This is a genomic window from Paenarthrobacter sp. YJN-5 (genome assembly GCF_015040095.1).
Lineage (GTDB): Bacteria > Actinomycetota > Actinomycetes > Actinomycetales > Micrococcaceae > Arthrobacter > Arthrobacter ureafaciens.
Window position 1 is genome coordinate 201,636 of the sequence record NZ_CP053545.1, and the last position, 24,209, is coordinate 225,844.

A 24,209-nucleotide genomic window follows, 5' to 3' on the forward strand; every position below is an offset into this window, starting at 1 on the left:
TCGCTAGGCGCCTTCGGTCAGCTTGATGCGGACCCGGCGGCCGAGCTTAGCTTCGGTCTGGTCGATGTCCGGGTCCATCAGCGCCTCCTCCCAGCCGTCCGTGAAAGCCCATGTCATGTGCGTCATGTGGCGGCTCGCCATGACGCAGAGGCGGCCGGGGGAGAGCTGGTGGGAGCCTGCCGAGGTGTAACCGATGAACGGGTCCATGGCGACCACCGCATGCCACTGGCCGCCCTGCATCTTGTCCGCAGTTCCCACGTGGATGCCCTCGGCTTTCAGAGTCCGCAGGATCGCGGTGATGCCGGAGGCCTGGGCGTTGTGAGCGACGACGATGGCGATGTCGGAGGCCACCAGCGGGCGGGTGAACGGCTGGTCGTCCTCGTCGAACTCGACAAGCTCCACACCGATCAGGCCGGCAGCGTATTCGGCGACCTTGACCAGGGTCGGCAGGTGATCGAACGTCGGGGACGGGTCCAGCAGCAGCGGCACGATTTCGGAGACCCGGTTGCCGTCCTCGTCGGTCAGGTACCGGTCCGGTCGGGAGGACGAGAACGGGAAACCATAAAGGGGAGCAATGGCGTCCACGGTTTCCTGGCCGAGCCGGTAGGTGGTGTCGAGGGAGTGGATTTCGGCGTTCTTCATCTTCGCGAAAACCTCCGGCGCCCGCATATGGGGAGCGGTTTCACGACCGCGGAACGCAGACACGTCAGCGGTCACGACGGGGCCGATCTGGCCTGGGTCACCGACCATGAGGATCTGCTGGGCTTCGTCGGAGGCATTGGACACGTCAGCGAACGTCGCCTGGTAGGCCTCGTCGATAATCATCAGGTCGCACGTGGGGCGGTTGGAGGTCTTGCAGGAGGCGATGGTGCGCACAACCGGGATGTTCTTGCCACCGGCGGCCGCACCGCCACGGGAAACACCGATAGGCGGCTCCATGCCGGAAACCGACAGGGCAACCTGCGGGTGGCCGTCCTTGTCCGGACCCAGCTCGGCGGCGATCCGCTCGGCAATGTCATAGGCGGCGCGGCGGGTGGCGCACGCGACGATGATCTTCAGGCTGGACCGCTCCCGCAGGTAGGCAACAGCCTGGGCCACCAGGGTGGTCTTTCCGGCACCTGGAGGGGAGTCAACAATCGTGATCGGGGCACCAGACCACACACTGTAGAGCGCCTTGGCGAGGGTCGAGCCCACAACCAGGGTGCGCCCGTCGTTGACGGGTTCGGCCGGTGTTTGCTCCGGAACGTCGTTGATTGGCTCGATGCCGAGGTTTGCGAGGTCAATTCCGAGGGAAGTCATGCCCCTCATGTGTGCGGAGAATTTGAAAGCGCTCACCGGGTCACGGGCCCTGTTCAGGACCTCACGTGATAACCATCGTCTCTAAGAGGCCGGTGTCGTTCCTCAGGTTATCACGTGGATTGAAACAGCCCGTCTCTCACCGCTTTATACCAGAGGACCGCCCCACCGGATCTACCCTCAAATTCCGAGACGAACCTGCCGGTGGTAGAGCGGGAAAACGGCCCCGGATCCCAGTACTGGCGCGGTTTTTGTTGTTCGCCGGGACCTCACTCGACCTACAACGCCGCGGGAGGTACGGACTTATATGGAAGAAAAGTGCTCTCTTACTAGAAAGCAGGAGCCTCTTAGGGAGAGAACTAGCGGCCCCTTATATATATCTATCTTTTAAGTCGTTTAAGTAGAGTAGTAGTAGTAAGGGGCCCTATATTCCCCGCCATTCCGGCGATTTTCCCGCCCGACCACTCGGCGGGTTCTCGGCGGGTTTGTTTGAACGGCCCGGCGGGGTGGCACGAGGGCTGTGCAGGCCCGGATCCTGGCCGCCGGACCGGTGAGCGGGCCGGACGCCGCCGCACACATAAGAGTCATGACAGCCATTGCTACAGCCCCCACTTCCCCTAAAGACATCCTCGCCGCCTACCGTGCAAACGCCCGTGCCATGGCGTCCGTCGACGGACGTCCCGGTGACCGTTCCGACTTCCCCGGCCTGGGCCTCCCGGCCACCGGAATGATCTACTCCCGCGGTAAAGGCCTGCAGTACCAGGCTCTGAAAGCGCCCGCCGTGCCGCTGACCCCGGACCTGCTCGAGAAGGCCATTATCGAACCGATGGCCAGCACTGTCGTCTCCGACGCCAAGACCTGGGCGAAAGTCCTGGTCATGGCGGACAACCTGCCGTCCAACGATTTCAAGGCACTCGGGCGGCGGCTGCGCATCAGCCGGGGACTACCGGTGTCCCTGAAACTGCCGGTGCTGACAGAGTCCCTCGGTTGCCGCTACTGGCTTCCGGACACCCTGAACGAAACCAGCCTCGATGACTGGGCCGATGCCTTCGGCGTCAAGGGCCCCTCCATCACCTTCACGATGCGCTCCCTCATTGCCCTCGCGGAGGCCGGCGCAAGGCCTGCAGCCCTCAAATATGAGATCGCGGTCAAGTCCATGGAGGAAATGGAGCGCAAGATCATGGAGCAGGCTGCCTGGGGCGGTATCTCAAACGACTGCTACGTGTACTCGATGCTGGAGGGCTACTCTGCCAAGGCCAACGGTCTGCGGACCATCGACCCCGGTCTGCTCGAAATGCACGTTATCGACGGCCAAGCGTGCCGTATCGTGCCGATGAACTCGGACTCCCGCGAGTTCTCCGCGTCGGTGTCCTCCCCGTTCAAACTCAAGGAAGGCAAGAAGGTCCGACTTACCGACGGCAAGGAAATGGTCGAAGTTGACCTCCGCGCTCTCCGCTTCGGCGACGGTGCCCTGCACGCGGTGTTCTCCCAGCCCTCCGCACGCGGGGCAGGGCTGCTGATGGTGTCCAAGGCCCGGAAGCTCGAAGCAAAGCTGTACGCCGTGGACGGCGTCTTTGAATCCTTCGGCGCCGGACCCAAGAACAAGCGCTGGCTCGGTGACGATGTGCAGAAGGTCACCGGCCGTGACGTGCCCTTGGACGTCATGCTCGCCGGAGCCCCGACGACCGACTAACCCCCACTGACCACCCCGTCCCTGCCACCGGCTGTCATAACCCACCGGCAGGGGCGGGGTCCTTTACGGAAGCAGCACCATGAAGAAGACCGTCCCCTCGGTCCTGGCAATCCGAAGATTGCTCTGAAACACCGCTTCTGGCTAGACCTCGGGCACCTGGGCGGCGTCGACTACCGGTTTGGGTTGAGGGTTTCCGAGGAACTCCGGGCGTACACCGTCGTGTTCCGCGGCGATGACTCCACCGGCGGCCTCCCTGTCAGAGGGCCAGCCGTGCTACTGGCCGGAGTAGCCGGCCTCCGCGGGCCGGTCAGAGTCCCGGCACACCCGGTTCAGCGGGTGAAGAGGTGCAGGGCCGATGCCGCACACATTATGGGCATGAGAAACACGGGCCCAACGCGCGGATTCCCCGCGGGGGCGCTTATGCCTGGCAACGCGGCTATCGAGGCCTCGGGCGTCGCCACACGTTACGCAGGGTCGGTAGTGCGCATTGATTCTCAGGCCGGCTCCGTAACGGCCGCTCCGCATCAGGGGGTTGTTGTCCGTTCGAGAAAGCACAAAAAGGGTATTCACCCTATCGTCCTGCTTGACCCGATTGAAAAGACTGCTTCCGAAGTTGACGACAGCGACTTTGTTGGTGTGCCAGTCCTGGAGCCGAAGACGTTGACGTCAGAAATTGACCTGAGCAGATGGGTTCGCTCTGGCAAGGATTCCTTGGGGCGAGGGACGTTCGGAAACAGAGCAGTCAAGACTTTGCCCATAAACCGTGACACCGCCTGGCTTATCGGGTTGTACGTCGCTGAGGGGGACTCTTCTCCAAATGTGAGGTTCTCTTTGTCCAGCGAAGAGGACGAAATCATGGATCGTTTGGAGTCCGTAGCGGCCAGCCTCGGGTACACAGCGAGCAGGTCCTATAGTTCGAGCCAAAAGGCCTGTGCCGTTACCTTGGGGGCCGTCGTTTTTGGGCGCTGGTTGAAGGAGCACTGTGGAGGCAGGGCACAGGAGAAACACATCCCAGACGTCATCCTGACCCACGGTGATCCTGCCATCCGTAAGGCATTCATCGATGGACTCATTGACGGCGACGGGTGCCGCTCCGTCCTTCCGACGGGAGCCCGGCGTTGGATCCTCCGTCAGTCGTCGCGCGCCCTCATGCACGACACGGTCTTGCTCCTTGCCCAGGACGAAATGGGCGCACATATCAGCGAGGGTCTGCAGCGCCCTCGCTCGATCCGTGGTCGCGCGCTACCGCTCTCACCGATTTATAGCGTTTCATGGAACCCTGACGGCGCCCGTCTCTCTGAGCGAACCATGAACGGTCGGACTATCTTGTCCTCGAGTCACAGGTGGAAGCCAGGCTCGACGGGTGTCTGGTATCCCGTGAAATCGGTTCTCCGTGAGGACTTCGACGGCTTTCTTTACGAAGCTCTCGGAGCAGCACCCGTGAACGGCCTCATGGTGGCTGGCTAGACCTGGAGAGGGAAGCCCTCGTCGCCGCACACATTATGGGCATGAGAAACCTCACCGCTCCCACAGACGAACAGATGCTGCACTTTCAGGCCTGGCGTGCCACGGCTCTGCAGATCATGCCCTACATGGGCTCGCTGATGTTTTCGCTCCGCCCGGTCAACTCCGGTGCCGTGGATACGTTCGGTGTGGACCCCGGCCACCGCTGCTACATCAACTTCGACAAGGTCATCCCGATGGGTGCCCAGTTCGGCGCTGAGGCACTGCTGCACGAGTGCTCCCACCTCTTGGCCGAGCACTCCATGCTGGCCGAGATGGCCGGTGTCTCCGACGACGAGCACGAAATGTGGAATGTCAGTGGTGACATGGCCATCAACGATGACCTGCGGGACGCCGGCTGTGATGCCCTCGCCAAGCACGGTGTGTTCGCCTCGATGATCGGTGAGCCGGACTACCAGACCCCACTGCACTACATGGAGGTCCTGCGGAAGAAGCAGGGCAACAAGCCCAAGCCCCAGCAGGGCCAGCAGGGCGGCCAGGGCCAACCCGGTCAGGGGAGCCCCGGCAACGGCCAAGGTCAGCCCCAGCAGGGTCAGTCCGGCCAGGGTCAGCAGACCCCGGTGAAGGGCTGTGGCTCTGGTGCCGGTGGCCGCAAGGGCGGTCACGAACTCGGTGACGACGAAACCCTGGGCGGCAAGGCCGAAGCGGCTTCCGCAATCGAAAAGAACCTGGTCCGCATCGCCACGGCCTCCGCTGTCCGCCAGCACCAGGAACAGCACGGCATCGGTTCTGTCCCCGGAGGTATCGCGCAGATCATCGACGAGATTCTCACCCCGTCCAAGACGCCATGGGAGCGCGTCCTGGCCTCCCACGTCCGCCGTGCCGTTGCCCACAAGTCCGGCTACCACGACGCGACATACAAGCGCCGGAACCGCCGCCGGATGAACGAAACCATGTCCGACAGCAAGGGCCGCATCATCGGCAAGGTGATCGCCCCCGGCTACATCAAGCCGATCCCATCGATCCACTTCTACCGGGACACGTCCGGCTCGGTCAGCGACCACGACCTCGCCGTTGCGACCAACGAAGTCATCGCCATTGCCCGCAAGCTCAGCATCAAGGGCGACGACCTGATCGTCTCGGACATCGACACGATGGTCCACCAGTCGAAGAAGTTCACCGGCAAGGACTCCATCACGGAGATCGCCGGACGCGGCGGCACCGACATGGGCGAGGCCATCGAACACGCTCTGTCCCTGCCGAAGAAGCCCTCGGCCATCATCATCGCCACCGACGGTGAAACCTGGTGGCCGACCGAGCGTCCGGACGTCCCGGTTATCATCCTGCTCGTCAACGTCACGTCCCAGCACTGGATCGACAACGTTCCCGAATGGGCGCATCTGGTGGAGGTCAAGGACAATGACTGATTTCGAGTTGAACGTCCCGCACGGCTACCGCCTGCACCCGGGCACCGACCTGCTGGCCCTGGCCGAGCGCCTCCGCACCGCACTGGCGCCGGTCCGGGACCGCATCGAAATCGAGCAGGTGGCTGAGTTTGTCGCCAAGACTGTGGATGCAGCCGACCTGGCCGGGACTCCCCGGCCGGAGTCGGTCATCTTCGACGCGGTCCAGGCCCAGGCCGTCCATGTCGGCCAGATCCTCGCCGGCGAACACTCCTGCCACCTGAACACCGTCACCGTGGCGGTCTCCGACGACCCCGAAACCGGCGAGCTGTACGCGCTGATGTTCCCCAAGCACCCGGCGATCGCCACCGAAATCGATGAACTGGAACTGGGCGACTACTACCCGTACTGGAACGAGGAAGACACCGAACAGCAGCGCCCCACCGGAGTCTCGACCGCCGAATGGGCCCGCCGGGCCGAAATCTGGACCCGCGTGCTGCGAGGGTCCAGCCCGTTCGAGCCTATTGGCATGTTCAAGATTGACGTCGGCAACGCCTACCCCGATGCAGACCTGATCAACCGAGCCGCCGACGTCTTCGCCGTCATGCCCACCCTTGAGCAGCGCGTCCACCACGCAATGCACGAACTGCAGAACCAAGAGTTCGAATCGCCCGGGGAGCTGATGGCGTTCGTGGCCTCCATGCCGGAGCACCAGGAACGCATCGAATCCAGCCTTAAGCCGATCACCCTCAAGGACATCGCCGGAGGTACCACGTGACCGCCGTTCCCATGCCGGCACCGCCGGTGTCCCGGTTCGTCCCAGCCCTCGTGGCCGTGAATGAACGCCATGGTGTGACTGTCCTGGTGGACCGCCAGCCAAACCTGTGCCGCTGGGCCGTGCACACCATCATCGACGGCAAAGACTTCATCGTCTCCGGCCCCGGCGATGGACAGGCGACCAACCCCTCAAACAGGGAAGTGGCCACCCAGATCAGCCAGGCTGTCGCACGGATCGCCAAGCGCACCGGGGAAACGCCATCCCAGGTCTTCACCAGCGACTGGGCAACGGCGGAACTGCTGCGCGCAAAGTCCGGTCTGCCCATCACCGACCTGGCGGCGCCGCCGACCGCGTTGGCCGCAGCCCGCGAAGCCGTTGCCGAAGTCGAACGCGGACTGGTCTCCGGCCTCGTCCTTGCCTGCGATTCCTCCCGCGGCCGCGGCAAGTCCGTGAACGGGTGCGGTTACGTCCTGGCCTACTCGAACGGCGCGGACCCGATCCTGGGCGCCTGCACGTCTGTGTCCACCCACGGCGGCATCCGGGCCGGCGAACTTGCGGCCATCCGCCGCGGACTGCAGTCCACCCTGGGTCACCACCCGGTCCTGCGCGAAGGCGTTGGTGACCTGAAGGTCCTCACCGACTCCAAAGCGGCACTGGACGTCCTGGAGCGCGTCGCCACCGGCCACCTGCAACCGTTCGATGACACCGAATCGGTTGCAGAGTGCAAGCGCATCCTGGGCTCGGCACGCGGCGTGAACATTTCCTACGAGTGGGTCCGTGGCCACAACGGACACCCGCTCAACGAGCTGGCTGACCGGCTGGCCGTCCTGGCCCGCCGGAACCGGGAGATGGGCGTCGACGACGTGACGAACGCCCGGATGATCGCCTCGATCCGCCAGGACGCCAAAGGCGTCCTTCTCACGGAGTGGCTTGCTGGCCGAGGCGGCCAGGTGAAGGCTGCGTCCTAACGGTAAAAGGCTGCACCAAGGATGTGCGGGCAGTGACACATGCAGGTTCGGAAACTACGCATGTTTCCTGGTAGACGACCGTCATCCTCCTAGCCGCGAAGGAAAATATGGAGAGGATCTTCCCGGCAACTGCAATGGCCGCTTGGTCGGTGATGGCCCTTTCAGGTGCCTGGACTCGGAGCTTCGACATTGAGGATCCCAGTGCCGGCAGCCGCGGACCCGTTGGTCAGAGCCTAGATAATGTCATGGGCGTCACCTCTGGAGCGCTCACGTGGACGTGTCCAGGGGGATCGGGCGCTGCCGCCACATAGACTGTCCGGAGGCTGCGGCAACAGGAGAGCATGATGAAGAACGACGTGGTTTTCAACACCAAGCGGATGCCGGAGAAATGGCGGCGGCACTTCAAGATCTACCGCGCCAAGATCAGTATCTATCTGGACACCCCGGATTTCGGGACCCCGCTCATGGTCGACGCCTCGGAAATGATGGAGTTCTTGCCAGCCGGAATTGACGACCCTTCCTTCTTCCAAAATATGGGCCCCGTGAAACCGGGAGCCGAGTCCCTGTGGATCGAAGCCGAACTTCCCGCCGGCCTGCCGTCCCGTCCCAACGTCCGAAGGATGGGGGCTATGGTCCATCACAGCAATACCCGGACGAACTTCATGGCAAAGCCTTGGACCGGCGCTGACCACGAATACATCATTGAGGCATACACGCGGGACGCTGACGGGCTTGCTACCCGGCTCGAACAAGAGCTTCGGTTCCGCATGGATGGACGAGGGTTCTTGGTAGCTGTGGAGTTGCTGGGTTATCAGAGCGGACTGCGATCAGGGCCCTTCGGAGAATTGAAAACGACAGTGGTCAGTGACTACCAGGCCGGAGACGCCGACAAGGTTTCCGAGATCGAGGCCTTCAACAGAGTCTTCTTCGCTTTGGCCCTGATGAACTGCCGCAACGTTAGCTTGCGCGAGCGGGGTGCGGGCAGGGCCACTAAGGGTTCGCTCGCAAGCGGCGACGCATTCCATGAGGTCATTATCGACGGCAACGTCCGCCGTTCCTCGGGAGCTCCTGGAGTACAGGTGGAGAAGGGCACGGTCAGGAGACACCTCGCCCGCGGCCACTTCAAGACCTTCACTGAAGATGCACCTCTGCTCGGCAAACACATCGGGACGTACTGGTGGGGTTGGCAGGTGCGCGGGCAGGAAAGCCAAGGCCAAATCGAGAAGACCTACACTCTCAGGTCAGTTCGATGACTCTCTTGGAACCAGTGATTCTTCTCGACATCGACGGAGTCCTCAATCCGGCGCTCAATCCTCAACGAGGAATCGACAGGCCGCTGCCTCGGCTGTCGGACATGAAGCGAACCCTGGTCCGCCGCCTTTCCCACAGCGGACCCATCGCTTGGGTTTCGACGTGGCCGGCCGACATGGTTGCCAGACTGGAAGCCCAGTTGGAATTGAACACGGAGCCCCTCCGGGTCACCATGGTCTTCCGGCAGGCCGACGGCGACGTACCGACCCCGAAGCTGCGCAGCGTGCAGCGCTGGCTGGTCAGGATGGAGGCTGCGGGGGAGACGAGCTGGGACTCGGTCGTCTGGATCGATGATGTCCTGGGCTCGGACGCCGTGGCCTGGTCAGAAGAGTATGACCAACCAGTGTGTCTGGTGCGGCCAGACCCCGCAGTGGGTCTGACCGAGGAATACGTGGAGCAGGTCGAGGCATTCAGGAGCCGAGGCGCGTAGGCCGAGTCCCGCAGACTCTTCCCTATCTGACACGCGGGGGCGCGTCCCTAAACCTGTCGCACCCTGGGAGGAGCATGGAGGCATGACAGCTCCAACTGTTGAAGCCGCGATCCACGAACTGCTGGATCTTGCCTGGAATCTTGTCTACGTCCTCCTCGACGACCGAGGCCTGCTCGGTGAAGGATTCTTCGTTGAGGACTTCACGGGGATCCATTCTTGGGTGGCGGAAGACATCCGCCACACCGTGATCCATTCCCGCGAGGTGGCTGTCCTGTTTCTGGACACCCGGCCGGTGGACGCCATCCCGTTCCATCATGACCTGCTCGGCGCGGACGATCCGGCCACCTTCTTCCACCTGCCGGACTGACCGTCCCTGCAGGACCCCAATTCGCCTGCCCGAGCGGGCACGGGAAAGGAGAGTCCCACTGTAGTGGGCTTGGGGCCGGCGGATACCTGATACTGATGACGTGCCATTTGCCTACGAGCTCATCAACCCACCATCGACGGGGATGAAGGCGGTAACCGGGTGGACGTACATCTACGTGCTCATGTTCAACATCCCCGGCTACTCGTCCAAACCGTTCTACGTGGGGCAAGCGCGGGGCCTGACCCAGCGATTCAACAACCACCAGATGGTCACCTGGCACGTTGCCCGATTCGGGACACCTCCGCGTGTCTACATCGCCGGCCTGGTCCGGACCGAGATTGCCAGCGAAGCCGAGCAAAACCTTATCGTCCGGCTCCGGCGCGCCGGGTACCGTCTGACGAACACGATGATCGTTCGGGGCGGGAGGATCGTGCGCCAGGACACCGGATATCTTTCCGAACCCCGTGAGACCACGCTGCGCCATCTCAGCCTCCCGTCACCAAAGGAATCCGTTCTGCTCGCGTGGCAGGCCCAGTTCCTGCCGGCTGACGGCCAACGGACGACCGTGTCTGGCAGTGACCTCCACCCGGATGAAGTGCTCGCCTACGTCGAGACACTGGAGTATGCAACGCCGGCCGCGAGGGAAGTCTCCTTGGCGATCGCCAAGGCCTTCGACCCGGGATTCCAAAGCGCCGTCATCGACATCGTCCCTCAGTTCAAGGGCCAGCACAGCGCCAAGAGCCTCTACCACACGCTGATGCGGATGAGGGATGTCTGGGTCTTCAGCAAGGGGATGCCACCAGGGAAGGTCAAGAACTACCGGCTGACCAAGAACCACACAGCGGCTATCCACAAGCTGCGCAAACAAGCGGCCAAGGCTTCCTGAGCACAACCCGGCACCTCATCGGGCAAAGAAGCGTCCCTGCCCATGGCGGGTCTTGGGGTCGAGGGGGTAGCCGAGTTCTTTCAAACGGTCCAGCACCGGATCCGGGTCGTGGGTCAGAAAGGTCCACCAAACTCCGTTACTGACCTGGATGCCGATGCCGTGATAGGCGTCCACGCCACGCACGGTCCGCCAGACCAGCGCGACGTGCTCCCTGTCCAGGACCCACGGGCCGAAGAACCGGCCCAGCCCGTGGCGGAGGCGGAACTCGAGCCGGTCCTCGGTGGGTACAAGAAGGACCCAAGGCGTGCCAAGCCTGAACCTGTTCGCGACGACGAGCCCGCTTTTGAAGCCCCCAGGCATTGCCCGCCTTCCTTCAGCCACCAAACCTCTCTGGGAGTCTCACAGACTCTAGCTTGATAAGTAACCTCCCCACAGGCCTGCTTTGAGCGTTTCTACGGCCAGATGTGTCTCACCAAGTCTGTCTCACTGGGGGAGTCTCACAAGGTCTCAAGGCACAATGACACACCCCGCGTCTAGCATGTGCGCATGGGAGGACTACTACTGGGATACGTCAGGGTTTCAACAACCGACCAGCACGGCCAGATGCAGTTTGATGCGCTCATCGAGGCCGGAGTGCCGGAGGAGCACATCTACTTCGACCAGCTCTCAGGTGCGAAAGCCGCGAAGGAACGCCCCGGGCTGACGGCCCTCATGTCGTATGCCCGGCGTGACGACACCGTCCTGGTCTATCGCATCGACCGGCTCGGCAGGTCCCTGATCGACGTCCTGAACACGGTCGCCGAGATGCAGCAGCGGGGCATCGGGCTCCGGTCCCTGGTCGACGGCATCGATCCATCGACAGCCAGCGGGCGCCTCCAGCTGGGTCTATTTGCCACCTTGGCCGAGTACGAACGGGAACTCATCAATGAGCGTGTCCGGGCAGGGGTCATGGCCGCCAAGGCCCGTGGAGTGAAGTTTGGCCAAAAGCCGGTGAAGCAGGAAACGGTGGAAGCCAAGCTGGAGGTCGCCCGCCGGCTGCTGTCCGAAGGCAAGACCGCTACCCGGGCGGCGGAGACCGTTGGCTGGTCGAGGGCCACCTTGTACAGGTATCTGAAGCAGCGCGGAGCGGAACCGCCGGCACAGGATCCAGAACAGCCGGTTGCCCTGGGGCGGGGGAGATCGCAGTACGCGCGCACCACACCGCTCCCCGCCCGCGATTGAGCATGCCTGCGATCCTGTCTGATCGATGCTCCGAGACGGGGCGCCCACTGTTGGTTAGCCTGCCGGAGTGCCTCCACTCCTGAGCTCTGGCTGACCGCTACCTTAGTCACGAGATTCAGAACCAACGGACATGTAAGCAAAAGCCAGGAACAGTTGAAGGAGCAGCTATGGGTGCATGGGGATTTCAGGCATTCGAGAATGACGACGCCCTGGACTGGTTGGAAGACCTCGAAGCCGGCGGGTCAGACATCGTCCGCCAAAGCCTCAACGCGGTGGCCGACGGCTACATAGAGGCACCGGACGGAAGCGTCGCCGTCGCGGCTGCCGAAATCACCGCCGCCGCCCAGGGCAATCCGCACGGTGATTTCCCGGAGGACGTAGCAACCTGGGTGACAGCCCACGGTGCCGAACTAACTGCCGAAGACGCTCAACTGGCTTTGACAGCTGTTGAGCGGGTGGGCGGCGAAGAGTCGGAGCTCGCCGAGCTTTGGGATGAGGCTGATGAACCCGAGTGGAAGGACTCTCTCGACGATCTGTCCGAGAGGCTCCGGGCGGCTCTGGGGTAGCAATCCCTCCGACACCCGCGAGATCCCACACTTGGTTTCATGTTCCTGCCAACAATGGCGCAGAAGCCGTCCACCAGGGAGGGCTCGTATCAAAGGAGGTAAGCCATGACGACCATGTATTTTTTGGACCTGGGGTTCTCTCCGGACGGTGATGCCGTCCACCCTGTAGATCGCTTGGGCACACTGCCGAGTCTTGATGCCGCAAAAGCTGCCGCGGAGCAGGAAGCAGGGAAGCCCTTGCAGTGGCGATGGATGGAAGGGAGGCAGGTCTGGCGTGCCGAGCTGAGCTACCAACAGGCCGCGGAGATCAGCGTGGGCACCCGCGTGGAGCGTGTCAATGTGGCGGCCGGATTGATGGGCTGAGCATTGCCTGGCGAACGGCCCTCCCTGGTCCAACCCGCGAGGGCCGCTCCGCGTACAACTCCGCCGAAATCAACCGGGTGCAGGGTGGGTAATCACGCGCCAGGCTATGCGGTCGGCGAGCCACGAATCGAAGGCCACAGCGCAAGTCCGGTCGTGAACAAGCTCTTGGTAGGTCACCCACAGCTTGGCTTCGGCATCGAAGTCGACCCTGCCACTAAAGAAGTATTGCTGACTGGGCCACCGCTCCCACGGGCGATGCGATCCGTAGCCGTCGGGGACTGCATCGATCATGTTGGACGGACCTTGGACGGCTTCACCCCAGGTTGACAGGGTCACTGCCTTTCCGGAGGGCGGCGTGACGTTATCCGGGTTGCTGATCTGGACGATTTCCTTAATCGGTCCGCGGGAGCCGCTGACCATCATCAGTGCTGTGGTTGGCGAGGTGAGGTCGCCAACAGGTGACCAATTGCCGGCGTGTGTGTGGACATTGCCAAGGTGAAGGTTGCCGTGATCTGAGATGAACGCACGCACGCCATCGTGCTCATTGAGGTACCAGCCGATGCTTCCGCTCAGCGTCAGGTCGAACTATGAGTGTTTGGCGAGGTAGTCCCGGGCGCTGCGGACCGTGTCCTTGAAGGCAGCCTGGGCTTGTGGCTTGGCGGCGTCGTACTGGCGGCGCAGGGCTGCTTCCCTGTCGTCGTGACTTGATGCCGCAGCCTGTGCATCGGCAACGCGCCTACCTACCAGATCTTCAAACGACATTCTGGCTCCGCCCTATGCTTTGTTTCAGTCACTATAGCTGAGCCATGTTGTCTGCCAGTGGATCCTGTCAGTCAGCCTATCTGCTCCGCGATGAGGCTTCCCACCGCATCTGCGAGCCACCTTTCCAAGGGTGTGAAGGAAACGGTGTCCCAGTCCGTGTCGTGAACCAGGACCTGCCCGTCCTTCGTGAAATCGAGGCCCAGGGTTGAGTAGCTCGAGATGGGGAACAGCACCTTGGTTTCACCGCGAATCGCTTCCACGAGTCTGTCTGGACCCAGCCACGCCGCCTGTCTGGCGTGAAGGTCTATCACCTGGCCGGACGCTGGCACCAGTTGATGAGGGTTGACGAGCGGTTTGATCAGCGTGGCTTTTTCAAATCGGGCCCGGACCTGAGTGGTGGAGAGAAAGTCGTTCCGCATCTGCATGCGCCCATGCTCCATGCAGATGCGGCCGTCAACGGTGAGAAACGCATTGACACCGCCGCGCTGCAGGTTCCAGCCGAGAGCTTCGGCGACAAAGTGCCATCGGGCACCATCAGGACCGGCTATGGTGACGGCCAGACTGGTGGGAACGCCGCGGCGCTGCAGTGCTCCACAGGCGTCTGCTAGCACCGTCCGGATGTTCTGGGCAGCTAGGGCAGCTGCCGACGCGTAGGTGTCGCGCAGCGCATCATCCCGGGCTCGCTGTTCTTGGGCGGCTCCGGACAGTTCGGCGGCCCGGTCGTTCACCATGTCCTCAAACGCGCTCATCCTGGCCTCCTTGGTTCGCCGTGTTGGCACAACTGTAGTTGGCCGCTGTGTGGTGAGAGGATTCGGCGACTCCGCACACATGAGTGGTAGCAAACGGGCAACCGCCCCCTTACCTCTCAGGAGAACATCATGGCAACGATCAATACCCTCCCCGGCTCCCCGTTCCAGCGCGCACTTGCCGCCGGCGTCCAGGCCAACGTTCCCGTCGGCGTCATTGGCGAGCCCGGCCAGGGCAAAACCGCGACCATGGAGTCCTCGACCTCCGGCTGGGGCCGCCACGTGGAAACGGTCATCGGTTCCAACCGTGAAGCCACCGACTTCCTCGGCGTGATGATCGAAGATGAGGGTGCGATCAAGTACTCGTCCTTCCAGTGGGTCCAGAACCTGAACAAGGCCAAGGCAGGTCTGCTCCTGCTCGACGAGTTCAACACGTCCGCACCGTCCACGATGAAGGGCATGCTCCGCGTCGTGCAGGAACGCTACGTCGGCGACACAAAGCTCAACGACTCCGTTTCCATCATCGCCCTGATGAACCCCATCGAAACCGCAGTTGACGCCTACGACCTCCCGGCTCCGATGGCGAACCGCATGATGCACCTCAAGTGGGTTTTCGACACCAAGAACTGGCTCGAAAACGTCGGCACCGGCTTCCAGAACACGAACCCGATTCCGCTCTCTGACATGCTGGCCGCTGACCCGGTTACCCGCAAGGCCGCTGTCTCCGCCGCCGTTACCGCCTTCCTCAACGTCAATTCCAAGTTCATGACCCCGCCCGTGCCGACAGACCCGGTCAAGGCCGGTGGCGCATGGCCTTCCCCGCGCTCCTGGACCAATGTGATCAGCGTCCTGTCCCAGCTCGACCGCTACGACGAAGAAGCTGCATTTCTGGTCGTCGAGGGTCTTGTCGGTGAGGGTGCCGCGACCGAATACTTCAAGTGGCTCGCGGCCGCCGACCTCTACGACCCGGCCGAAGTCATCGACGGGACCGTCTCGGTCGACTGGAAGAGCGAACGCGCCGACCGTCTGTTCGCCCTCGTGCAGGGTGTGACGGCGCTGGGCCTCTCCGGTGACGCGGAGCTGTGGCGCAAAGCTTCCATCGTCCTCGCACAGTGCGCTGAGGGCGGCAAGCCTGATGTGGCGTTCCCGTCCGCTCAGAAGCTCGCGAACAACCTGCCGAAGGGTGTCTCCGGGCTCCCGAAGCGCTTCGCTGAGGCTTTCATGGAGCTGTTCGGCAATACGAAGTACAAGGTAGCTGTCGGCGCCAAGTAGGTCACTCTGAAACAGCCCCCGGTATAACTCCGGGGGCTGTTTCGCGTCCCACCTCTGCTTATCTGAACCACCGTAAGACGGGCCATTCCGGTGGAATATCACTGGCGGCCCACCTGCTCATCCATGTGCCGTGGAGCAGCTTCGCACGCCCGGTGTCATCCACCTGTCCCTCTTCGAGGGACGTAATGGCATCCGGCCACGGCGGAATGTCGAAGGCTAGGGCTGTTTTGCGCCCTTCTCGGTCTATAACCCACCTACTGGCCGCCGCTGCGATTTCGCGATTGATCTCGGCAAGTTCCACGTGGCCGAGGTCCGCCAGTTGCAGCGGCGCTGGCTTGCCGAGGAACATGACGAGCAGCGCATCGGGAGCCACCGGAAAGATAACGACTGGGGCGGTGCCAAAGCCGGCCCTACGATCGCGGGGATGCCCCGGACCACCTATTGGAATGACAGGCTCGTCGCAGGTGGACAGCACGGGACGTGTTCGGAAAAGGGTCCAGTGCCTCGTGAAGAGGCGTTCGGAGATCTCGATCGCCATCGAAATTGGCATCCCAACCAGTGCCGCCTGCTGTGGCTGCATGATGATGGATCCATCCTGCAGGCCCCGCTGAAAGTCCAGGACCTCGGCCAGGAGTTCATCGGTCAACGGCAGGTTGGTGGTCTCTAGCAGTGACCTGATGCCGGACTCGGTCGCCGTCCCGGCTGGGTGAAGGTACTTGGACATGTCGGCAGCGACTTGCTGGATCATATTTCGGGTCTGCTGCCCTCGTGCCGACTGGAAACCCAGAAAGGTAGCAATGTCGGCACGTTCCTGTCCGGAAATGCCATCCGGACCCAGATCCAAGAGGCTGTCCAATGCTGGGACAGCCCTGCCCTCGATTAGTGCTAGAAGATTCTCGACAAACGCGGGCGGGATCTCGTCTGGGTCCAGATCTGGTGATTCCAGCAGGTAGAAGTCAGTGACTCGAGCTGCAGTGGCCGGAGAAGTGGCGTATGACTTTCCTGTTGCGACATCGCACACCTGGACTCGGCCCGAAGGTTTGGACCAGCGCCTGAGGTAGGAATTAGGGACAACATGGTGCTTCCGAGCGCCGTCATTTTTGCGGGAACGTTGAATTAGATCCCGAAGAAATGTCTCCTCGGCTGATTCTTTGTTGGGCGTCGCGGTTACTGGTGGCTCACCGCTCAAGGCTTGCCTCCGTCGATGAGGCGCAAGGACTGGGCCTGCGGAGGCCACAAGTAGAGGGCATCCTTCCGCTCGAATCCGAGCGACCCGTCCGGCTGCTCCACTATCCCTGAATCTTGATGGGTACCGGCGGCATGAGAAATTGCGGCCAGAACCAGCTCCAGCAAGGTGCGGTCCAGGGACATCTCGTCGGAAAGGCTGATCCGGACGTCGTCCCCGCCCAAGGAGGCCGCGATCATCAGGAACCGTTGCTCCCCGCTGGACAGCCCGCCTATCTCATCGGGTACCGAGTCGAAGTCGATCCAGGGCCGGCCGTCTTCTGTCCTGACCCAGGGCCAGCCCGGCTCGGCAAAGCGGCCGCTGAAGCCGCGCAGCAATAACTCGGTGGCGGCCTCGAGCGGCAGGGACCCTTTGGCCCAGCTGCGCCGGTCGTCGGGCGTGTTAGTCATGCGGGCATCATGTCACGGAGACCTGGTCGGCGTCAGTCCTGTTCTGCGGGTTTTACCTTGCTAGTGGCATAGACGGCGCACAGTCCGTCCGCTTCAAAGTACACCTCGTGGCAGCGGATCGTCCGGGTGTTGCCGAAATTTATGGTGCCAACAATTTCACCGACGTCCTCGCGGCCTTCGACACGGACGAGACGGGCTTTTGTGGGGTTAAGTTCGCTCATGGGTTGAGCCTTACATTGGTTGCGCGGGCCCTGGGGGACCCTCAGCTGTGTCCGGTGTGTCCGTCTTACGCGCAGCCTGTCACTGCGGGGCTGCAGCCGCACACAGGGTGGGTATGAGCAACGATCCCACGCCCCGCCAGCCCAAAGGCATTCCCGTCGGCGGTCAGTACGCCGCATACGCCCACGCCGAGCCCGGCGCAGTCCTGGCCGTCGCCCGTCATCGCCAGGCCATGGCCGTCCGACGGGAACTGCTCCGCGCCCAGGGCTTCGTCCCGGCAGCCACCATGCAGGCGATGAACGCCCCCACCACGACTGAGCACCGCGAGGAATGGTGGAACCGCAACTTTGTGGCCGCCGAGTACCGCACCGAAGGCAAGTCCTACCCGCAGATGCCGGACGACAACACCCCGCACATGCACTCCGGCCAGGCCATGTCCGGCAAGCGGCGCACCCACCGGATGAACTACGGCAACAAGGACATCCAGCTGCGCATGCCGTCGGCAACGGCCATCCGGCGCTTCTCCGGCGACAACGGCAACCCGACCTTCGACGTGCCGGTGTCTGTCTCCCTCAAGGGCGGCGCACCCGTTCAGGGCTGGGTGCGGGTCACCAAGACCGGCCCTCACACCTGGGAGACCACGACCCTGGGCGGCAACGGCGGCCCAGCCGGCGAGCAGGTTGCCGAGGCGGTCGCAGCCGTCCTGGAGTCCCGCCGTGTCACCACTGCGCTGTCCAGGGTCCCGGACCTGCTGAAGGCCCGCAAGGAACGGGAGGCCGCCAAGGGCGCCGCGCTGTCGCCGGTATCCTCGTCCTGGATCGATGAGGTCGGCTTCGACGAGAACACCAACACGATGGCAACCCGGATCGGTGACAAGCTCTACGGCCACAAGGTCTCCAAGCAGTTCTTTGACGCCGTGAAGTCTTCGGAGCGTCCCGGCCAGGTCTTCAACAAGCTTGTCCGCGCCCACCAGCGCACCAGCGTGGAACAGTGCGGGAAGTGCCGCAACTTCTTCTCATCCCTGGTCTCGCACACCTGCCCGAGCGGCCACAAGCCCGAATCCGGCATTGGTCTGGCCCACGTTGAACGCGCCCGCAAGCGCGCCGAGGCGGTCGCCACGAGCCGGTCCCACGGGGTCAACCCGGTGAGCAACGTTGCGCCCGCCCCGGCACCGGTCAACACCGCCCCGTCCCGGAGTGCCCAGCCGGTACCGCTGAAGAAGACCGGCTTCCCGGCACCGCGCAGGCAGCAGCCGGCCACGGGCCCGGCCGCCCTGGCTGCGCACCTGAAAAGCGCCGACTCCGAAGGCTTCTGAGGGACCCGACGAAAGCCCCTTCATCTGACAACCGGATGGAGGGGCTTTCGCATGGCACGGATCAGAAAGACGACACCCGCACTCCGGACCGCCGCATAGGAACGGTGACCGAACGGCAGCTTTGGAAGGAACCATGAACATCACAGACATCCGCAGTACAGGCCGAGGAAACACCCAGGTGAAGCAGACCGGGCTCTTCGTAGCCTTCGAAGGAGGCGACGGCGCCGGCAAGTCCACCCAAGTGGGCCGGCTGACCGATGCCCTGGAAGCACGCGGCTTCACCGTGGTGCGCACCCGCGAGGCCGGCGGAACCCCACTGGGTGAGAAGGTCAGGTCGCTCATCCTGGATGACCAGTACGGGCACATGTCGGCCCACACCGAAGCCCTCCTCTTTTCCGCGTCCCGCGCCGATCACGTGGACCAGAAGATCCGCCCGGCCCTGGACCGTGGTGAGATCGTCATCTCCGACAGGTTCATCGACTCCTCCGTCGCCTACCAGGGCGTGGGGCGGGGCCTCGGCACGGGGGCGGTGCGGGACCTCAACAGCTGGGCCACCGGGGGCCTGCTGCCGGACCTGACCGTCCTGATCGACGTCAACCCGGCGATGGCCCGCCTCCGCCGCACCGCAGGCAACGCCACGGAGGACCGGATCGAATCCGAGGATGACGACTTCCATGCCCGAATCCGCGCCGCGTTCCTCGAACAGGCCGCGCTGCACCCGGAGAAGTACCTCGTGCTTCCGGCAGAGGCCAGCATCGACGAACTCGCCGGGCAGGTGCTGGACCGGGTGCTGTCCCTCCTGCAGGCACCGGCAGCGACGAACACCAGCCTTGGTGCGGCTTTCGTCGGCGTCACCGGTGTTGCACACGTCGGCAAGGACACCGCCGGCACCCACCTCATCGGCGGCCACGGCTACACCCGGTACTCCTTCGGTGAGCCGATGAAGGAACACGCCTACCTTTTGGACGTCCGCCTCAACGGCACCGTCACCCCGTCAATGCTCATCAACGACTACGACTATTCCTGGGAAGAGGTCGAAAACCACCGCGTTTACGGCCCGGAGTTCAAGCGGACCCTGGCCGTTTACCGGGACGAGCTGGTCCGCGGCGTCTTCGGCGACGTCGACCGCAGTATCGAGGACCTTCGCGACGACCTGCTGACCCTGGATCCGTTCCTGGACGGCGACGTCTCCATGCGCACCCTGCTGGACTCGCTCGGCGGAGACTGGGAGCTGGCCAAATACCACCGCTTCCACGGCCCCGAGGTCCGCCGGCTCCTCCAGGTGTACGCCACCGAGGTCTGCCGGGAGAACTTCGGCCAGGACATCTGGGTCCAGCTGCTGGCCCGCCGGGTCGCCGAGGAACACCCAGCAGCCGTGGTCGTCACCGATGTCCGGTTCAACGACGAGGCCGCATGGATCACCGAAAACGGCGGCACCATCATCGAAATCACCCGCCCCGGGATCTCCGCCGTCAACGGCCATGTCTCCGAGGCCGGCATCGACCGGAAGTACATCGGACACACGGTCAGCAACGGCGGCACTATCGACGAGCTGGCCGACGCCCTCGACGATGTGCTGAAAGTGACACCCGCCGTCCTGGCAGCCGCATAGAGCCTCCCAGAAGCTCGGCCCCGTAAACGTTCATCAAGGAGAATCAACACCATGGCATCCATCACCCTCGAAGGCGCACTGCCCGAAACCCTGCCCGTCCGAGAAGACGGTACACCCTTCCCGTTCGTCCTGGCATGGGAGGACAAGGCCGTCCTGGCCGAGACCCGCACGGAACTGACGGCTGAGCTGATCGAAGGCTACGCCGACCTGCCCGAGACCGAGGAAGGCGACACTGAGGCGCTGTACGCCCGTTACCGCACCTCAGTGCAGATCGCCAACGCTCTCCAGCAGGTTCTGGCGGCCCACGCCGCGGAGCAAGGCACCTTCGACCCGTCCACACAGTCCGAAGACGTCCTGACGGCAATCTTCACCGACCGGTCCGAGAAGATTGACGAGATCGCCGAATGGACCAACAAGGACGTTCCGCTGGTGCTGGTCGCCACCGAATACGCCCCCTACGCCACCGCCACGAAGCCGTCCGGCAACGTCCTGTGGGTCGACCCGTTCACCGAGACGACGTTCCTGCAGACACTCTCGGACATCGGCATCGTGGAGCTCTTCGTCAACGAGAGCTAGACCCCGAAGCACCAAGAAGCCCCCGGCCGCGTCCAGCTGCCGGGGGCTTTGCCGTCTGTCCACCCCCAACTGGTCTGGGCGGACGAGTGTCAGGGCAGCGCCGTGAGGTCCCCTTCAGGAACGAAGTGCGAGGGTGCGTCCGCTGCTTCCTGGACGACACTGAGATTGTCTGCTGTCTGGGCGAACCGGTAGGAGGCCTTCCGGTCGGTGGAGCTGGCCACTGCAGTGTTCAGGGCGACCGCAGACAGCTTCGGTGATGCCCAGGCCTTGGCCGGGACTCCGGCCGGTGCAGCTGCCGGACCATCCAGGGTCCCTGTCCCCGCTGTAAAGCTCAGGCCGCGGCCGCCGGCGTTGGCGTAGGCGAACGTACTGTCCGGACTGGCGTCGGCGATCATGGTCTGTGTCGACGGTGCAGATCCCTCACCGGAGCACCGGACCGGGTTCACTGTGGCGTCCACGGAGGGGTAGTTGACGACGGTGACATCAACAGTGGTCTTGCCTTCGGCGCTGGCGCTGATCGTCCAGGTCGCGTCCCGGCAGGTGCCGTTCTGGCCTGGCACCGTGAGTTGGACCTTCTTGCTGTCGGTGGCCGTGATGGAGGAGGCCCACAGGATGTCCGAGCGCAGTGTGGAATCCGCCATGGCCGCTTCTTTGGTCACATCCGACTTCTTGGTAATCGCCTCATGGAACAGGGCGATGCCCAGGACGCCGGCGGCGATGGCCCCGATCACGACCATCATCACGAGGGACCCGATGAGGGTGGAGACCATGAAGTTGCCGGACTCATTCAGGAGATGTTGACGAGTGCGGCGCAGCATCATTTCCCGCCTTTCAGGAATCCGGTGAATTTCGAGGGTGCGTAGTCTTTCCGCGCCGCCGGCAGGGGTTCGCTCACTGGGGTTGCGGTCCCGCTGCCGGTCTGGCCGGCGTCGTTGTGGCCCCAGCACGATGCTTCGTTCCGCGTGTCGGTGACGCAGGAGAAGGCAGCGCCCGTGGAGAGGCTCCTGAGCCCCTTGAAGGCGCCCATGGGAGTCGGGGAGGTGACGGGCGCTGTGGAGCCTTCCTTGGCCTGCCTGAAGCTGTTCTCACCCCAGCATTTTGCGGTGCCGTCGGTGATCAGGGCGCAGAAAGTCTTCCCGTTGGCCGTCGCGGCGGTAATGGCCGTATAGGTTGTTCCGGGATCGACCGCGGCAGGGTCCTTCGCGGCTTCGGTGGATCCGTTGCCGAGCTGCCCTGAAGAGTTGTCGCCCCAGCACCAGACATGGCTGGACGTGTCGACGCCGCAGACCGCGGACGGGGAAACGGTCAGGGCTTTGAAGTTGTGGCCGCCTGTGACGGCGGCCGGAACCAGGGATTCGCTGGTGGTGCCGTTGCCGAGCTGGCCGGATCCGTTCGTACCCCAGCACCAGGCTTTGGCTGCGGAGTCGATTGCGCAGACCAGGGAGGGCGTTCCGGTGCGGTCTTCGTTGGCGGCGGCGACCGAGGTGTAGGTGCGCCCGCCGGCCACCTCAACGGGTGTTCCCGTGGCCGGTGCAGGGTCAACTCCGGTGCGGCCGGAGTCGGCTGCTGTCCAGCAGAAGATTCTGCCGCCGGAATCGAGGCCGCACGCGGTGCTGGCATCCAATGTCATGGACGTGAAGTCGTGGGCTCCAGCGACGGCGACTGGCTCCGGGGCGGCGTCAGGTGTCCCGTTGCCGGGGTTCGCGCCCCAGCACCAGGTCTTCTTGTCAGCGTCGGTGCCGCAGGTCGTGGTGGGTCCGGTGAAGAGGGCTGTGAACGTGTGGTCCCCTGCCGGGTTGACCGGGACGGGGGAGTCGGTGCCGACGGCGGCGCTGCCGGTCCCGAGCTGGCCGGCGGCGTTGTCGCCCCAGCACCAAGCCTTGCCGTCGTCAGCGAGGCCGCAGAACGTGTTTCCGGCAGCGCTGGCCAGTGCGGTGAACTTGGCGGTGCCCTGGACTTTGACCGGTGCCGGGCGGTTGGTGGTGGTCCCGTCGCCGAGCTGACCCTGGTCGTTCGCTCCCCAGCACCAGGCAGCTCTGTCGGTGTCGAGGGCGCAGCTGGAGTTGCCGCGGGAGGTGAGACTGGTGAACCTGTACGGGGTGGTGTCGGACTGGCTGGCCCAGACCGGGTTGCCCAGGGAGTCGTAGCCGGTGATCATTGTCGGCGTGATCTGGCGCAGGGTGCGGATCCGCGTCGTGGCCTGCTTGTCTCCGGCCTGTCCTTCGATGCTGAGGCTGAGGATGCCGCCGCTGTCGCTGGTGCCGGTGATCTCCGAGCAGATGACCCCGGTGCAGGTCCGGCCCGTGGGGGCAGCGGTTCCGCGGATGACGGCGTTCAGATAGGAGTCCTGCAGCTGGGCGGAGCCGAGGTTGACCGCGCTCGAGTTGTTCATTGTGGTGGCAGTGCCCAGGGAGGCAACCACGGAAGCGACGACGGCGATGAGCATCATTGCGGTGAACACCGTGAAGGCTACCGAGCCGGCGACAGAACCGTGTTCGTTCGCCAGACGGGTCTGGGTTGTCCGGCGTAGCCGGCGGAGGAAGGTCATGGCTTCGGTGCCTCATAGATCGTGATGCTGGCGGGATCGACGGCGGCCGGCCCGGATGACTGCAGATAGAGCTTGCTGCCGGCGTTGACCAGGATGCGGCCGTAGAAGTAGCCCGTTTCGCCGGCGGGGATCTTCATGGCGTGCTTTACCTCGGGGTGGTCCCGGTTGCCGAACGTGACGGTGGAATCCGCTGAAGCGTCGGTGACCTTGAAGAGGTAGCGCAGCTCGGTCGCCCCAGCCGGCGCCGTGAAATCCTTCAGCGCGCCGGCGGTGCCCTCGGTCATGGTCACCTGCTGGATGCTCACTCCGGCGTTGCTGGTGGTGACGACGGTGCGGGAGGCCAGGCACTTGGAGGTGTCCAGGCGCTCGGCTCCTGCGCAGTCGGCGGACCCGGCGGCTATGGACGGCTTCTTCGTGGCGGCGTTCAGAACAGAGATTCCCGGGGATGGGTCTTCGCGCCACATGGCGATGGAGACGGTGTCCCCGTTGGCGGTACGGGAGATGCTCCGCGGTGACGCCGAGTAGTTGGCCAGGTTCGGTTTTTCGTCGCTGAGTACCGTGTTGAGCAGGATGCTGCGGGTGGTCGTGGCGTCGTTGCCGGTTGCCGCGGTCGTTGCCGCCATCAGCACCGACCCGGCAGCTGCCATGATGACTGCGATGATGACCGCCCCGAACATCGAGTCGATGAACAGGTCGCCGCGCTGTGAACCCAGAAGCTTCATCAGTTTCTTCACGCAGTTCCTTTCGGCAGGGTCGGCATCCCGGCTATGTGTGCGGC

The 24,209-nt window shown here is 63.8% G+C and carries 27 protein-coding genes and 1 pseudogene; 17 read left to right on the forward strand and 11 right to left on the reverse strand.

All coding sequences use genetic code 11. The features are described from left to right. Positions 1-3 precede the first annotated feature (3 nt). Positions 4-1,299, reverse strand: coding sequence for an AAA family ATPase (locus HMI59_RS22480; RefSeq protein WP_227471723.1), 1,296 nt, complete (start codon positions 1,297-1,299; stop codon positions 4-6). A gap of 583 nt (positions 1,300-1,882) precedes the next feature. On the opposite strand from HMI59_RS22480, the gene HMI59_RS22485 reads away from it, so the two are divergent. The 9 genes from HMI59_RS22485 to HMI59_RS22525 all read left to right on the forward strand — a co-directional run bounded on the left by HMI59_RS22485 (position 1,883) and on the right by HMI59_RS22525 (position 10,596). Continuing rightward, complete coding sequence (locus HMI59_RS22485; RefSeq protein ID WP_227471724.1) at positions 1,883-2,989, forward strand: hypothetical protein; 1,107 nt, start codon at positions 1,883-1,885, stop codon at positions 2,987-2,989. Positions 2,990-3,172: 183 nt separating this feature from the next. After that, positions 3,173-4,456: a hypothetical protein gene (locus HMI59_RS22490; RefSeq protein ID WP_193594329.1), complete on the forward strand. Its 1,284-nt coding sequence runs from the start codon at positions 3,173-3,175 to the stop codon at positions 4,454-4,456. Between the two features lie 41 nt (positions 4,457-4,497). Continuing rightward, complete coding sequence (locus HMI59_RS22495) at positions 4,498-5,880, forward strand: VWA-like domain-containing protein (RefSeq protein WP_193594330.1); 1,383 nt, start codon at positions 4,498-4,500, stop codon at positions 5,878-5,880. Beyond that, positions 5,873-6,634 carry a hypothetical protein gene (locus HMI59_RS22500; RefSeq protein WP_193594331.1) on the forward strand — a complete coding sequence of 254 codons (762 nt, stop codon included), beginning with the start codon at positions 5,873-5,875 and terminating at the stop codon, positions 6,632-6,634. Before HMI59_RS22495 ends, HMI59_RS22500 begins: the two co-directional genes overlap by 8 nt. Next, the gene (locus tag HMI59_RS22505) at positions 6,631-7,602 is read left to right on the forward strand and encodes an RNase H family protein (protein ID WP_193594332.1); all 972 of its coding nucleotides are present in this window, start codon (positions 6,631-6,633) and stop codon (positions 7,600-7,602) included. The genes HMI59_RS22500 and HMI59_RS22505 overlap by 4 nt, the downstream gene beginning before the upstream one ends. 341 nt (positions 7,603-7,943) lie before the next feature. After that, positions 7,944-8,855, forward strand: a complete 912-nt coding sequence (locus tag HMI59_RS22510) for a hypothetical protein (protein ID WP_227471725.1) — start codon at positions 7,944-7,946, stop codon at positions 8,853-8,855. After that, positions 8,852-9,343, forward strand: a complete 492-nt coding sequence (locus tag HMI59_RS22515) for an HAD domain-containing protein (RefSeq protein WP_193594333.1) — start codon at positions 8,852-8,854, stop codon at positions 9,341-9,343. Before HMI59_RS22510 ends, HMI59_RS22515 begins: the two co-directional genes overlap by 4 nt. A gap of 82 nt (positions 9,344-9,425) precedes the next feature. After that, the gene (locus HMI59_RS22520; RefSeq protein WP_193594334.1) at positions 9,426-9,710 is read left to right on the forward strand and encodes a hypothetical protein; all 285 of its coding nucleotides are present in this window, start codon (positions 9,426-9,428) and stop codon (positions 9,708-9,710) included. Between the two features lie 100 nt (positions 9,711-9,810). Continuing rightward, positions 9,811-10,596 (forward strand): GIY-YIG nuclease family protein, encoded by a 786-nt coding sequence (locus tag HMI59_RS22525; RefSeq protein WP_193594335.1) that lies wholly within the window; start codon positions 9,811-9,813, stop codon positions 10,594-10,596. 15 nt (positions 10,597-10,611) lie between these two features. Here HMI59_RS22525 and HMI59_RS22530 read toward each other — a convergent pair whose 3' ends face one another. Then, positions 10,612-10,956, reverse strand: a complete 345-nt coding sequence (locus HMI59_RS22530) for a hypothetical protein (RefSeq protein ID WP_193594336.1) — start codon at positions 10,954-10,956, stop codon at positions 10,612-10,614. A gap of 186 nt (positions 10,957-11,142) precedes the next feature. Between HMI59_RS22530 and HMI59_RS22535 the strand changes: the two genes are divergently transcribed. The 3 genes from HMI59_RS22535 to HMI59_RS22545 all read left to right on the forward strand — a co-directional run bounded on the left by HMI59_RS22535 (position 11,143) and on the right by HMI59_RS22545 (position 12,746). Then, positions 11,143-11,817, forward strand: a complete 675-nt coding sequence (locus HMI59_RS22535) for a recombinase family protein (RefSeq protein WP_193594337.1) — start codon at positions 11,143-11,145, stop codon at positions 11,815-11,817. A 167-nt stretch (positions 11,818-11,984) separates the two neighbouring features. Then, positions 11,985-12,383 carry a DUF4259 domain-containing protein gene (locus HMI59_RS22540; protein WP_193594338.1) on the forward strand — a complete coding sequence of 133 codons (399 nt, stop codon included), beginning with the start codon at positions 11,985-11,987 and terminating at the stop codon, positions 12,381-12,383. Positions 12,384-12,488: 105 nt separating this feature from the next. Then, positions 12,489-12,746: a hypothetical protein gene (locus HMI59_RS22545; RefSeq protein ID WP_193594339.1), complete on the forward strand. Its 258-nt coding sequence runs from the start codon at positions 12,489-12,491 to the stop codon at positions 12,744-12,746. Positions 12,747-12,815: 69 nt separating this feature from the next. Here the strand turns inward: HMI59_RS22545 and HMI59_RS22550 are convergent, their stop codons facing one another. The 3 genes from HMI59_RS22550 to HMI59_RS22560 all read right to left on the reverse strand — a co-directional run bounded on the left by HMI59_RS22550 (position 12,816) and on the right by HMI59_RS22560 (position 14,257). Then, a complete protein-coding gene (locus HMI59_RS22550) occupies positions 12,816-13,277 on the reverse strand; it encodes a hypothetical protein (protein ID WP_193594340.1) in 462 nt (153 codons plus the stop codon). Positions 13,278-13,331: 54 nt separating this feature from the next. Then, entirely contained in the window at positions 13,332-13,508 is a 177-nt protein-coding gene (locus tag HMI59_RS22555) for a hypothetical protein (RefSeq protein ID WP_193594341.1), read from the reverse strand. A 71-nt stretch (positions 13,509-13,579) separates the two neighbouring features. Further along, complete coding sequence (locus tag HMI59_RS22560; protein WP_193594342.1) at positions 13,580-14,257, reverse strand: hypothetical protein; 678 nt, start codon at positions 14,255-14,257, stop codon at positions 13,580-13,582. Positions 14,258-14,386: 129 nt separating this feature from the next. On the opposite strand from HMI59_RS22560, the gene HMI59_RS22565 reads away from it, so the two are divergent. After that, positions 14,387-15,526, forward strand: a complete 1,140-nt coding sequence (locus HMI59_RS22565) for an AAA family ATPase (protein WP_193594343.1) — start codon at positions 14,387-14,389, stop codon at positions 15,524-15,526. Positions 15,527-15,584: 58 nt separating this feature from the next. Here HMI59_RS22565 and HMI59_RS22570 read toward each other — a convergent pair whose 3' ends face one another. From HMI59_RS22570 to HMI59_RS22580, 3 genes are read right to left on the reverse strand one after another with little or no spacing between them, the layout of a single operon-like run. Further along, the gene (locus tag HMI59_RS22570) at positions 15,585-16,715 is read right to left on the reverse strand and encodes a DUF4238 domain-containing protein (RefSeq protein ID WP_193594344.1); all 1,131 of its coding nucleotides are present in this window, start codon (positions 16,713-16,715) and stop codon (positions 15,585-15,587) included. Continuing rightward, a complete protein-coding gene (locus HMI59_RS22575) occupies positions 16,712-17,161 on the reverse strand; it encodes a hypothetical protein (RefSeq protein WP_193594345.1) in 450 nt (149 codons plus the stop codon). Before HMI59_RS22575 ends, HMI59_RS22570 begins: the two co-directional genes overlap by 4 nt. 32 nt (positions 17,162-17,193) lie before the next feature. Then, the gene (locus HMI59_RS22580; RefSeq protein ID WP_193594346.1) at positions 17,194-17,382 is read right to left on the reverse strand and encodes a hypothetical protein; all 189 of its coding nucleotides are present in this window, start codon (positions 17,380-17,382) and stop codon (positions 17,194-17,196) included. A 113-nt stretch (positions 17,383-17,495) separates the two neighbouring features. On the opposite strand from HMI59_RS22580, the gene HMI59_RS22585 reads away from it, so the two are divergent. The 4 genes and pseudogenes from HMI59_RS22585 (at position 17,496) to HMI59_RS22600 (ending at position 20,883) form a co-directional block, all read left to right on the forward strand. Continuing rightward, entirely contained in the window at positions 17,496-18,695 is a 1,200-nt protein-coding gene (locus HMI59_RS22585) for a hypothetical protein (RefSeq protein WP_193594393.1), read from the forward strand. A gap of 133 nt (positions 18,696-18,828) precedes the next feature. After that, positions 18,829-19,518, forward strand: a pseudogene (tmk, locus tag HMI59_RS22590) (dTMP kinase); the annotation flags it as partial. Positions 19,519-19,887: 369 nt separating this feature from the next. Further along, positions 19,888-20,307: a hypothetical protein gene (locus HMI59_RS26145; protein ID WP_370583598.1), complete on the forward strand. Its 420-nt coding sequence runs from the start codon at positions 19,888-19,890 to the stop codon at positions 20,305-20,307. A gap of 51 nt (positions 20,308-20,358) precedes the next feature. After that, complete coding sequence (locus HMI59_RS22600; RefSeq protein ID WP_193593857.1) at positions 20,359-20,883, forward strand: hypothetical protein; 525 nt, start codon at positions 20,359-20,361, stop codon at positions 20,881-20,883. Between the two features lie 89 nt (positions 20,884-20,972). Here HMI59_RS22600 and HMI59_RS22605 read toward each other — a convergent pair whose 3' ends face one another. Genes HMI59_RS22605 through HMI59_RS22615 form a run of 3 tightly spaced genes read right to left on the reverse strand, consistent with a single transcriptional unit; the run spans position 20,973 to position 24,165 of the window. Further along, positions 20,973-21,704, reverse strand: coding sequence for a hypothetical protein (locus HMI59_RS22605; RefSeq protein ID WP_227471659.1), 732 nt, complete (start codon positions 21,702-21,704; stop codon positions 20,973-20,975). Then, a complete protein-coding gene (locus HMI59_RS22610; protein WP_193593858.1) occupies positions 21,701-23,431 on the reverse strand; it encodes a chromosome condensation regulator RCC1 in 1,731 nt (576 codons plus the stop codon). Before HMI59_RS22610 ends, HMI59_RS22605 begins: the two co-directional genes overlap by 4 nt. Then, complete coding sequence (locus HMI59_RS22615; protein ID WP_193593859.1) at positions 23,428-24,165, reverse strand: hypothetical protein; 738 nt, start codon at positions 24,163-24,165, stop codon at positions 23,428-23,430. Before HMI59_RS22615 ends, HMI59_RS22610 begins: the two co-directional genes overlap by 4 nt. Positions 24,166-24,209: the final 44 nt, after the last annotated feature.

Coding starts and splice junctions, on each gene's coding strand:
- HMI59_RS22480 (WP_227471723.1), bottom strand. CDS start 1,299: ATGACTTCCCTCGGAATTGACCTCGCAAACCTCGGCATCGAGCCAATC.
- HMI59_RS22485 (WP_227471724.1), top strand. CDS start 1,883: ATGACAGCCATTGCTACAGCCCCCACTTCCCCTAAAGACATCCTCGCC.
- HMI59_RS22495 (WP_193594330.1), top strand. CDS start 4,498: ATGAGAAACCTCACCGCTCCCACAGACGAACAGATGCTGCACTTTCAG.
- HMI59_RS22500 (WP_193594331.1), top strand. CDS start 5,873: ATGACTGATTTCGAGTTGAACGTCCCGCACGGCTACCGCCTGCACCCG.
- HMI59_RS22510 (WP_227471725.1), top strand. CDS start 7,944: ATGATGAAGAACGACGTGGTTTTCAACACCAAGCGGATGCCGGAGAAA.
- HMI59_RS22515 (WP_193594333.1), top strand. CDS start 8,852: ATGACTCTCTTGGAACCAGTGATTCTTCTCGACATCGACGGAGTCCTC.
- HMI59_RS22520 (WP_193594334.1), top strand. CDS start 9,426: ATGACAGCTCCAACTGTTGAAGCCGCGATCCACGAACTGCTGGATCTT.
- HMI59_RS22530 (WP_193594336.1), bottom strand. CDS start 10,956: ATGCCTGGGGGCTTCAAAAGCGGGCTCGTCGTCGCGAACAGGTTCAGG.
- HMI59_RS22535 (WP_193594337.1), top strand. CDS start 11,143: ATGGGAGGACTACTACTGGGATACGTCAGGGTTTCAACAACCGACCAG.
- HMI59_RS22540 (WP_193594338.1), top strand. CDS start 11,985: ATGGGTGCATGGGGATTTCAGGCATTCGAGAATGACGACGCCCTGGAC.
- HMI59_RS22545 (WP_193594339.1), top strand. CDS start 12,489: ATGACGACCATGTATTTTTTGGACCTGGGGTTCTCTCCGGACGGTGAT.
- HMI59_RS22555 (WP_193594341.1), bottom strand. CDS start 13,508: ATGTCGTTTGAAGATCTGGTAGGTAGGCGCGTTGCCGATGCACAGGCT.
- HMI59_RS22560 (WP_193594342.1), bottom strand. CDS start 14,257: ATGAGCGCGTTTGAGGACATGGTGAACGACCGGGCCGCCGAACTGTCC.
- HMI59_RS22565 (WP_193594343.1), top strand. CDS start 14,387: ATGGCAACGATCAATACCCTCCCCGGCTCCCCGTTCCAGCGCGCACTT.
- HMI59_RS22575 (WP_193594345.1), bottom strand. CDS start 17,161: ATGACTAACACGCCCGACGACCGGCGCAGCTGGGCCAAAGGGTCCCTG.
- HMI59_RS22580 (WP_193594346.1), bottom strand. CDS start 17,382: ATGAGCGAACTTAACCCCACAAAAGCCCGTCTCGTCCGTGTCGAAGGC.
- HMI59_RS22585 (WP_193594393.1), top strand. CDS start 17,496: ATGAGCAACGATCCCACGCCCCGCCAGCCCAAAGGCATTCCCGTCGGC.
- HMI59_RS26145 (WP_370583598.1), top strand. CDS start 19,888: ATGCGCACCCTGCTGGACTCGCTCGGCGGAGACTGGGAGCTGGCCAAA.
- HMI59_RS22600 (WP_193593857.1), top strand. CDS start 20,359: ATGGCATCCATCACCCTCGAAGGCGCACTGCCCGAAACCCTGCCCGTC.
- HMI59_RS22605 (WP_227471659.1), bottom strand. CDS start 21,704: ATGATGCTGCGCCGCACTCGTCAACATCTCCTGAATGAGTCCGGCAAC.
- HMI59_RS22610 (WP_193593858.1), bottom strand. CDS start 23,431: ATGACCTTCCTCCGCCGGCTACGCCGGACAACCCAGACCCGTCTGGCG.